Annotated in this window: 6 protein-coding genes and 1 pseudogene; 3 read left to right on the forward strand and 4 right to left on the reverse strand. The window is 34.2% G+C overall.

Annotation, left to right across the window (positions count from 1 at the left end; translation table 11 throughout):
- Positions 1-105, forward strand: a 105-nt coding sequence (locus tag Q5N69_RS18210) for a hypothetical protein (protein WP_304370514.1), incomplete at its 5' end; no start/stop codon positions are given.
- A gap of 994 nt (positions 106-1099) precedes the next feature.
- Here the strand turns inward: Q5N69_RS18210 and Q5N69_RS18215 are convergent.
- From Q5N69_RS18215 to Q5N69_RS18230, 4 genes are all read right to left on the reverse strand, one after another.
- Complete coding sequence (locus Q5N69_RS18215) at positions 1100-1828, reverse strand: tyrosine-protein phosphatase (protein WP_304370509.1); 729 nt, start codon at positions 1826-1828, stop codon at positions 1100-1102.
- A 994-nt stretch (positions 1829-2822) separates the two neighbouring features.
- Positions 2823-5078 (reverse strand): polysaccharide biosynthesis tyrosine autokinase, encoded by a 2256-nt coding sequence (locus Q5N69_RS18220; protein ID WP_304370510.1) that lies wholly within the window; start codon positions 5076-5078, stop codon positions 2823-2825.
- 9 nt (positions 5079-5087) lie between these two features.
- The gene (locus tag Q5N69_RS18225) at positions 5088-5627 is read right to left on the reverse strand and encodes a polysaccharide biosynthesis/export family protein (protein ID WP_304370511.1); all 540 of its coding nucleotides are present in this window, start codon (positions 5625-5627) and stop codon (positions 5088-5090) included.
- Positions 5628-5667: 40 nt separating this feature from the next.
- Positions 5668-6870 (reverse strand): outer membrane beta-barrel protein, encoded by a 1203-nt coding sequence (locus Q5N69_RS18230; protein ID WP_304370512.1) that lies wholly within the window; start codon positions 6868-6870, stop codon positions 5668-5670.
- A 367-nt stretch (positions 6871-7237) separates the two neighbouring features.
- Between Q5N69_RS18230 and Q5N69_RS18235 the strand changes: the two genes are divergently transcribed.
- Together Q5N69_RS18235 and Q5N69_RS18240 are read left to right on the forward strand one after the other, a co-directional pair.
- Complete coding sequence (locus Q5N69_RS18235) at positions 7238-8695, forward strand: mannose-1-phosphate guanylyltransferase/mannose-6-phosphate isomerase (protein WP_304370513.1); 1458 nt, start codon at positions 7238-7240, stop codon at positions 8693-8695.
- 1 nt (position 8696) lies between these two features.
- Positions 8697-9337: pseudogene (locus tag Q5N69_RS18240) on the forward strand (phosphomannomutase); the annotation flags it as partial.

Here is a 9337-nt window from a genome sequence, read left to right on the forward strand (position 1 = left end):
CCTTCTGGCAACGCGCCAGAGTTACGTTGTTATGCTGAATCGACTAGTGATGAAAAAGCTAAGCAATTGGTTGTTCAAGTGTTAGGGAAAGTTGTCACTCTTTAGTATTTTTTTCAACGAATTACGCTAATTTCACTAATTATTTAAAAATCTATATTTTGGTTTTCATTAGTGTCATTGGCGTAATTAGCTGAAGAGACATTTATCAACGAATTACACTAATTTCACGAATTATTGAAAGATAAAAATAATTTACCACAGAGGCGCTTCGCTTTAAGAGGTAGGTCAAGAGCCAAACCTTTTCTTTAAAAACGTTATCAACGAATTACCCTAATTCCACGAATTATTGAAAGATAAAAATAATTTACCACAGAGGCGCTTCGCTTTAAGAGGCAGGTCAAGAGCTAAACCTTTTCTTTAAAAACGTTACCAACGAATTACCCTAATTCCACGAATTGTTTAAAAGACCAATACTAATAGTTATTAATATTTTCTCTGTGGTTGATCTTGTGTTTTTAATTAGAGTAATTGGCGTAATTAGCTGACAGTGGTTTAAATAATTTTTTCCTCTGTGTAGGGCGAAGTCCCTCTGTGTACTCTGTGGTTAATCTGTTGTCTTTAATTAGAGTAATTGGCGTAATTAGCTGACAGTGGTTTAAATAATTCTTTACTCTGTGTAGGGCGAAGTCCCTCGGTGTACTCTGTGGTTGATTTTGTGTTTTTAATTAGATAAAAAGACATTTTACCACAGAGGCGCTTCGCTTTAAGAGGTAGGTCAAGAGCTAAACCTTTTCTTTAAAAACGTTATCAACGAATTACTCTAATTCCACGAATTGTTTAAAAGACCAATACTAATAGTTATTAATCTTTTCTCTGTGGTTGATCTTTTGTCTTTAATTAGGATAATTGGCGTAATTAGCTGACAGTGGTTTAAATAATTCTTTACTCTGTGTAGGACGAAGTGCCTCTGTGTTCTCTGTGGTTAATCTTTTGTCTTTAATTAGAGTAATTAGCTGAAAAGATATTTATCAACGAATTACCCTAATTTCACGAATTTTTTAATAATCTTTATTCGTTGGGGGTCTTTAGGACGAAATACTTAATGAAAGGCGTTATTAGAAGTTAATTCTGCAGGCTTATCATTAATAAGTAAGTTTGCTCTTTCATCACCAATAATACTCTTAGCTTGTTCTAAACCGGCCAACAAGTCTGGTGAACGACCTTTTAAATTATGACAATCTGAAGCAATCGCTGATACCTGATCTGCAAGCAATAATTCTTCCGTCATTTGTTGAACATCTGCACCAAACTTACCTTTTATACTGCTAGCTGTAATTTGTAGCGGGCAACCTAAATCAATAAACGTTTGTAGCTTATCTCGGTTGTGCAAGAAAGTACTATTACGTTCAGGATGAACAATAATCGGTAAACAATTTTTTGATATTAACCAACGGACAAGGTTATCACTACCAAAAGGTACTTCTGTTCGTGGAAACTCAAGTAAGAAAGTTTTTTTATCTTGAAACTCACCTAACCAAGGTACGGAATTAGTACTAATTAGTTGCATTATTTCAGGACCAATACGAAGCTCAGCTCCTAGAAGTAATTTAATAGGTAAATTAGCTGCATCGACTTGTTCTTTAAATTTTATAAATTCTAGTTCAATATGTTGCTTGGTATTATTGAAGCGACCTAAATGGATATGAGGTGTTAATACTTGTGTTGTAACACCTTGGTCGATTGCAATTCTTAACATATCTAGTGCTTCTTCTAGGCTTTTAGCACCATCGTCTATACCGGGTAAAATGTGGCTGTGTATGTCTATCATTTTTTCACCAAGTTAGTATTCTTTTATTAATATAGATTATAGCCGAAAGTATTGATGTGGTTAGTTTTATTTTTATAAAATATGTAAAAGGTTTTAACTGAAAAGAGTTACTAAGGTATTGAAAACTATTTAACCACCGAGGCGCTCTGCTTTAAGAGGTAGGTCAATAACCAAACCTTATGTTTAAAAACGTTATCAACGAATTCCGCTAATAATACTAATGATTTAAGACAATAATACCATTCACCACCGAGAGCACAGAGTTGTGCTTCGCACACACCGAGAAGTTCAAAACACTTTTATAATGATCTTATCAACGAATTACACTAATTATTTAAAAACAATAAAATTCATGTTTTAGGGGGTTAAATTAGGGCAATTGGCGTAATTAGCTGACAGTTGTTTTATTGAAGGATCAAAAATATCTACCACCGAGGCGCTTCGCTTTAAGAGGTAGGTCAAGAGCTAAACCTTTTCTTTAAAAATGTTATCAACGAATTACACTAATTATACGAATTATTTAAAAACAATAAAATTCATGTTTTAGGGGGGTAAATTAGGGTAATTGGCGTAATTAGCTGACAGTGGCTTATATAATTCTTTCCTCTGTGTAGGACGAAGTCCCTCGGTGTTCTATGTGGTTGATCTTGTGTTTTTAATTAGAGTAATTGGCGTAATTAGCTGACAGTGGTTTATATAATTCTTTCCTCTGTGTAGGGCGAAGCCCCTCGGTGTTCTCTTTGGTTGCTCTTGTGTTTTTAATTAGAGTAATTGGCGTGATTAGCTGACAGTGGTTTAAATAATTATTTTCTCGGTGTAGGACGAAGTCCCTCTGTGAGCTCTGTGGTTGAACTTTTAATTTGAGTTATTAGGTGAAGAGATTTTTACCAACGAATTACGCTAATTTCACGAATTATTTGAAATAAAAAAATGCCCCTAATGATTTAATCATTAGGGGCATTTAAAGTCGTTATTTATTAACTATATAAACGGTTTACTTTTCAGGTTTAACACCATAGTACTCACCAGAATAATAATGGTCACCGTAGTAACTCATCTTATGTGGTTCAGCTACTGTTAGTACTGTTCCAATAATATTCGCATTTAGTTTTTGTAAACGAGATACCGCTTCTTTAGCAACTTTAATACGTGTATCTTCGGCTTTAACTGCAAAGATAACACCATCAACTTTATTCGCTAAAATACATGAATCACTTACTGGAAGGGTAGGAGGCCCATCTAAAATAATGTATTCGTAATGTGTTTGTAACGATGCTAATACATCTTCAAACTTTTTAGACGATAATAATTCTAGTGGATTACGAGCGATAGTACCGCAAGTAATAACGTTAAGTTTATCATCGTTATCTTTATACAAAATTTCTGATGCTGAAGTTACGCTACCTGAGATTAAATCAGTTAATCCAAGTTTATTTGTTATACCTAAGTTTTTAGCAACACTAGGCTTACGTAAATCAACTTCTAACAATAATGTTTTACCTAAGTTGCTGTATGCAGCCGCTAAGTTCATTGCCATTGTCGATTTACCTTCACTACCTGTAGCAGAGGTAACCAGTATGGTTTTAGGTGGATTATCAATATTAGAGAATAATAACCCTGTACGGATAGTGTTAATACTTTCAGCAAATGGCGAAAGAGAATCGTCAAGATATTGTTTCTCTGGTGTTGCTGTTTTCTTATTAATTTTAACAACTGGCGTAATACCAAGTGACGGAAGCTTTAACTTCTCTTCAACAGCATCTGGTGTTTTAAATGTATTGTCTAATGCTTCACGAACAAACGTTAATACAACACCTATAAACAAACCAAATATCCCAGCTAAAACAATAATTAATTTTATATTGGGTTTAAATGGAGTTGCAGGTACAGTTGCCTTGTCAATAATATGCACATTAGAACTACTGTATTCACTTTTACCATTAGCTTCCATTAAACTCACTTGAAAATTTTCGTATATTCTACGATTGTTTTCGACTTCACGCTCTAAACTAACCAATGAAAAATTTTCAGATTGTAACGATTGAATGTCATTTCTACTTTTAGCTATTAACTTTTGTATATTAGTTACTTGAAACTGGGCCAATTTGTAGTTTTTTTCAATATTTTCTACAACTTTATTTACTTCATTTTGTAAGCTGTTTCTAGCACTATTAAGTTCTGAACGAGCGGCTATCATTACTGGATGTTTTTCACCATAACGCTCAAATAACTCATTTACTCGCTGTGATAGTTGACTTTCATTCTTGACTAAATCACTTGTTGTTCTGTTTTGTAAAACTGGACCTAGTGAATAAGTTTCTCGAGAACCAGGCTCTATGTTTTTAACTGCGAGGTATTGCTCTTCTGCTGCGCTTAAGTTTGTTTGCGCTCTAATTAATTCGCTATTTAACGACTGTAATTGTGAATTTGCGAGAAGTTGCTGTTGACCTGTATTAACTAAACCTTCCTGAGATCTGTAAGCACTAAGTTTAGCTTCAGAATCTTGAAGTTTTTGTTTAAGTTGCGATGATTGATCACTTAACCATGCTTCGGTATTTTTAACTTCACCTAAGCGGGACTCTAAACCAAATTGGATATAAGCTTCCGATAAAGCGTTAATAATATCTGCTGCTTCTTGTGGGTCATCAGAAACATAGCTGATATTAATAATTTGACTTTGTTTACCACCAGAAACTTCAATATTAGCTTGAATAGTTGTGGCAAGCATTATTCTTAAATCATTATCAGTTAATTCAACTGTGTTCTTTTGTAATGACTCATCAGAGGATATTATCGATGTTATTTTAGTTTTAAACGCTTTAATAGTAGCACTAAATCCTGAAGGTTTTTCAGTTTTTAATTGCTTTTGTTCTTCTTTGTATTTTTCTACCAGATTAAGTTTATTAACTACAACTTCTGCTACATTACGAGATTTTATGATTTCGTACTGTGTTTCGTAGTATAAAAATACTAAAGCTGTTGCTATATATTGTTCATTCCTGTCAGCACCAGGAGTTTGTGGGTCAGCGAGTATTTTACTTGTTGCTTTATACATAGGTACTGCAGATGATGCGATAAAGCCACCCACAATCAAACTAAAGAAAGTGATTAACATAATTAGCCACTTTGACCGTTTTATTGTTCGCCAGTACTGACCTAGATCAGGTACTTCTTCTATATTCAATAATGTTATTTCATTACTATTGTTATTATTAAGCGTATTTGCTTTTTCAGGTACTACAGAATTCATTTTTTATCCTTAAAAGAAGCTTTCGCTGATAGTTATTACGTCACCTGGTTTAACAGTATCTTTAAGAGAAACGGCTTTAACAAAGCGTTTGTCTAATTCACCAACAAGTGAAATGGCTGATTTTGAAGCTCTATCGGTAAAACCACCAGCAAGAGTAATTGCTTTTTCTATTGTTAGATCTTTACGATAAGGGTAACTACCCGGTTTTTTTACTTCGCCATTAATATAGAAAGGGCGGTACTCAGTAATAGTTACTGATACATTAGGTTTCTTAAGGTAACCATCTAATAATAAATTTGTGATTTTAAATTCGATTTGTGGAATGGAAAGCCCTTTGACCTCTATTTGACCTATAAGTGGTAGCGAAATAGAACCATTTGCTCCAATTCTTGTTTTATCAAGACTAAGATCTGGTTCATTAAATATTGTGATTGATATTTCGTCATCTGTAGATACTTTATAATTATCAGTATCATCTGCTGTTGCAGTAAATGATAGAAACATCATTATACTCAAGGTGAGAGTAATAATTAGTTTAGTTAGTTTCATGGTTCTTCCTTTGATAAAGCTTAAATATTGTTTAGTATTATTAGAATGTTGTTTCTAATGAAAGGTTTATAATATTCGATTTGTAATTAAAAGCATCTATGTCGGATGTTTTTTCTTGGTATTTATAGCTTAAGTTGATATCTATCCAATCTCGTAAACTATGATTAGCACCTAATTCTAAGGTATTTCTTTTATCCGTTCGATTAGCTGAGCCAGAACTAAAAACAATATCGTCATTATCTTTCATTATTTTTGCTTTTAATTGTGTGCGTGCAGTGAGTTCATGAGATAATTCAATAGAATATGAAGTGCTTAAAAAACCACCTTCATTTATTTGTGCCGATTCTGTGCTCTGTCTGTCTGCACCTAGTTTTATTTGAGTATTTGGGTTAGGTTTCCATACAAGATCAAGCATATAAGAAAGGCCTGATATATCATTAAGGCGTTCATCATCGTAATCTTTGTTTTGATAACCTAATCTGAATGTTCCTGTTGATTTTGCAGTCGCTTCCCATTCAATACCAGCTAAATATAAATTATTAGTACTTGATTGATTAAACGAGATGCCATTTGCAAGTAATTGATCCTTATATTTGAAATCTTCAGTACTTGCATAAAATATTACCCGAGTCTTTGGCGCAACACGATAGAAAAATGTAGCATCAAATTGACTTTTTCCTACATCTCGGAATGATTGTTGATTGTTGGTGTATGTTCGCTCACTATATTTATAACCTAAAACAATTTGTCCAATACTACTTTTTTGTCCGTAATATAATTTTGCAATAGCTGATTTATTTTCTAATTTGTTGAAGTCTTCAAGCGATTGAGTAGATGAGTTTGTTGAACCAGGTGTTTCGATTTTTTTATCAAAGTTTAATTTAAATTCACTACTGAGTTTGTGGCTATGATCTAATAGAGCACTGGCTGCTAATTTATGTTCGTTAAAACTCAAGTCGCTGTCTTTGGTGTAATTAGCAAACTTGCCATCATAACTTAAAATGAACTTATGTTTTCCTACCAGGCCAAAATATTTAACTTCAGGCTCAACAACAATTGCTGTGTCAGATATTTCGCTTACATTATTTAAAACATTATCATTATATTGAGCAGATATTGCCCCGTTTAATAATAAACCAGGTCTATCTTCTGCATTAGATGCAAAAACTGGAATAAGAAGTAATAGGTATGAGTGCTTAACTATGCGTTTAAGTACTGGTGATATATTTTTGTTCCGTTTCAAACTACTGTATTTCCTTATCACTGGCTGATTATTTAGAATTTCAATTGACTAATTAATTACGTCAAAATTAACAAGTCTTCGTTACAGTAAAATGACCATGTTAGTTATGTATGAAATCTGAATTCTTAATAGTGTTTTAGTTTTAATATTTTTAATTACGCGATTTTAGCAGACTAATTTGTAACAATCCAAGAATAGAATAAATATTCTAGGCTTTATGGATGAATATTATTAAATTGTAGTAATTTTACTACAATTTAATTTGGGTAAATAAAATATTTTTACATATAGCGACTAACTTTTAATAGACATGTGTTGTTATAATGCTTTTATATTAATAAAGTTTTTCAATATTTAGGGATTTAGAATGATTTTACCAGTAATTATGGCGGGTGGCTCTGGCACACGTTTATGGCCGCTTTCTCGTAGTAACTACCCAAAACAGTTTTTAGCTTTAGGTTGTGGTAATGATCATAGTCAAACTATGCTGCAACAAACCATTTCTCGTTTAAATGGTTTAGGCAATGCGCCATGTATGCTTATTTGTAACGAAGAGCATCGCTTCATTGCGGCTGAACAAGTTAGAAAATTAGGTGTTGAGCATGGTGGTATTTTCCTTGAACCTGTAGGCCGTAACACTGCACCTGCCATTGCTTTAGCGGCAATTCATGCTTTAGAAACAGCGAAAGATGGTGAAGACCCGGTATTATTAGTATTAGCTGCTGATCACGTAATTAATGACGAAGCTGCTTTTCAAACGTCTGTTAAACAAGCTTATGAACATGCTAAAAATGACAAACTAGTGACGTTTGGTATTGTAGCTAATAGCCCTGAAACGGGTTATGGCTATATTAAACGTGCTGGTGCAGTTAATGCTACTAAAGGTGATGACGCTTATTTAGTCAGTAGCTTTGTTGAAAAGCCTGATTTAGAAACGGCTAAAGGTTATGTTGATTCTGGCGAGTATTACTGGAACAGTGGTATGTTTATGTTTAAGGCAAGCCAATACGTTGATGTACTTAAAAAACATAACCCTGCCATTTATGATGCTTGTGTTAAAGCAATGCAAGTGCAAAACCAAGATATGGATTTTGTTCGTGTTGATAAAGATGCATTTATGGCGTGTCCTGATGATTCAATTGATTACGCAGTAATGGAACCTTTATGTGCTGAAAACAATTCAGACGTTGTTGTGGTTCCTATGGACGCGGGTTGGAATGATGTTGGTGGTTTTGCTGCTTTATTAGAAGTTTCTAACCAAGATGCAAACGGTAATGCTTTTACGGGCGATGTTGAATCTGTTGATACTCACAACACCTTGGTTATTAGTGAAGATAAATTAGTAACAACGGTTGGCGTTAAAGATTTAGTGGTTATAAACACTAAAGATGCGGTTTTAGTTGCTCATAAAGATGAAGCGCAACACGTTAAAACGATTGTTAATAAGTTAAAAGCTAATAACCGTACTGAAGCAACTATTCATCGTGAAGTATATCGTCCTTGGGGTAAATACGATTCGGTAGATAGTGGTGAACGTTTCCAAGTTAAACGTATTACTGTTAAACCAGGTGCCAAATTGTCGGTACAAATGCATCATCATCGTGCAGAGCATTGGATTGTTGTATCGGGTATGGCTCGTGTAACGATTGATGAAACAGAGCAATACGTTTCTGAAAACCAATCTGTGTATATTCCTATTACTGCAGTACACGCGTTAGAAAACCCAGGTAAAGTTGATTTAGAGCTTATTGAAGTTCAGTCAGGTTCTTACTTAGGTGAAGACGACATTGTTCGCTTTGAAGACCGTTACGGCAGAGTAAAATAATATGAGCACATTACAAGCAAATACAGTTTTAGATAATAGCGGTATTGCCTTTGGTACAAGTGGTGCACGTGGTTTGGTAGAGCAATTTACCCCTGACGTTTGTGCAGCATTTTCTTTAGCTTTTATTGATACGTTAAAAGGGCAGTTTACTTTTGACCGTTTAGCTATTGCTATTGATAATCGCCCAAGCAGTTACGCCATGGCTCAGGCTTGTAGTGCCGCTTTGAAGCAGCAGGGCATTGAGATAATTTATTATGGTGTTATTCCTACTCCTGCTCTAGCTTATGCTGCGATGGAAAGAAACATTCCTTGTATTATGGTTACCGGTAGTCATATTCCGTTTGATCGTAATGGCTTAAAGTTTTACCGACCTGATGGTGAAATTAGTAAAAGTGATGAGTTATCAATTTTAAAAAGTGAAGCCACTTTTGAACCGTTAGATGCTTTAGAAGAGTTAGAAGTGAGTAGCGAAGCCGCTGAAGAATATGTGCTTCGTTATTCTTCGTTATTTGATAAGCCTTTTTTGCAAGGTAAACATATTGGTATTTACGAGCATTCAAGTGCCGGTAGAGACTTATATCAAGCCTTGTTTGAAGAATTAGGTGCTAAGGTTACTTCTCTAGAACGTAGCGATCATTTTGT

It is taken from the genome of Pseudocolwellia sp. AS88 (genome assembly GCF_030551755.1).
Lineage (GTDB): Bacteria > Pseudomonadota > Gammaproteobacteria > Enterobacterales > Alteromonadaceae > Pseudocolwellia.

Excerpts from the sequence above, each read along its gene's own strand:
- Q5N69_RS18215 (WP_304370509.1), bottom strand. The coding sequence starts at position 1,828 with ATGATAGACATACACAGCCACATTTTACCCGGTATAGACGATGGTGCT.
- Q5N69_RS18220 (WP_304370510.1), bottom strand. The coding sequence starts at position 5,078 with ATGAATTCTGTAGTACCTGAAAAAGCAAATACGCTTAATAATAACAAT.
- Q5N69_RS18225 (WP_304370511.1), bottom strand. The coding sequence starts at position 5,627 with ATGAAACTAACTAAACTAATTATTACTCTCACCTTGAGTATAATGATG.
- Q5N69_RS18235 (WP_304370513.1), top strand. The coding sequence starts at position 7,238 with ATGATTTTACCAGTAATTATGGCGGGTGGCTCTGGCACACGTTTATGG.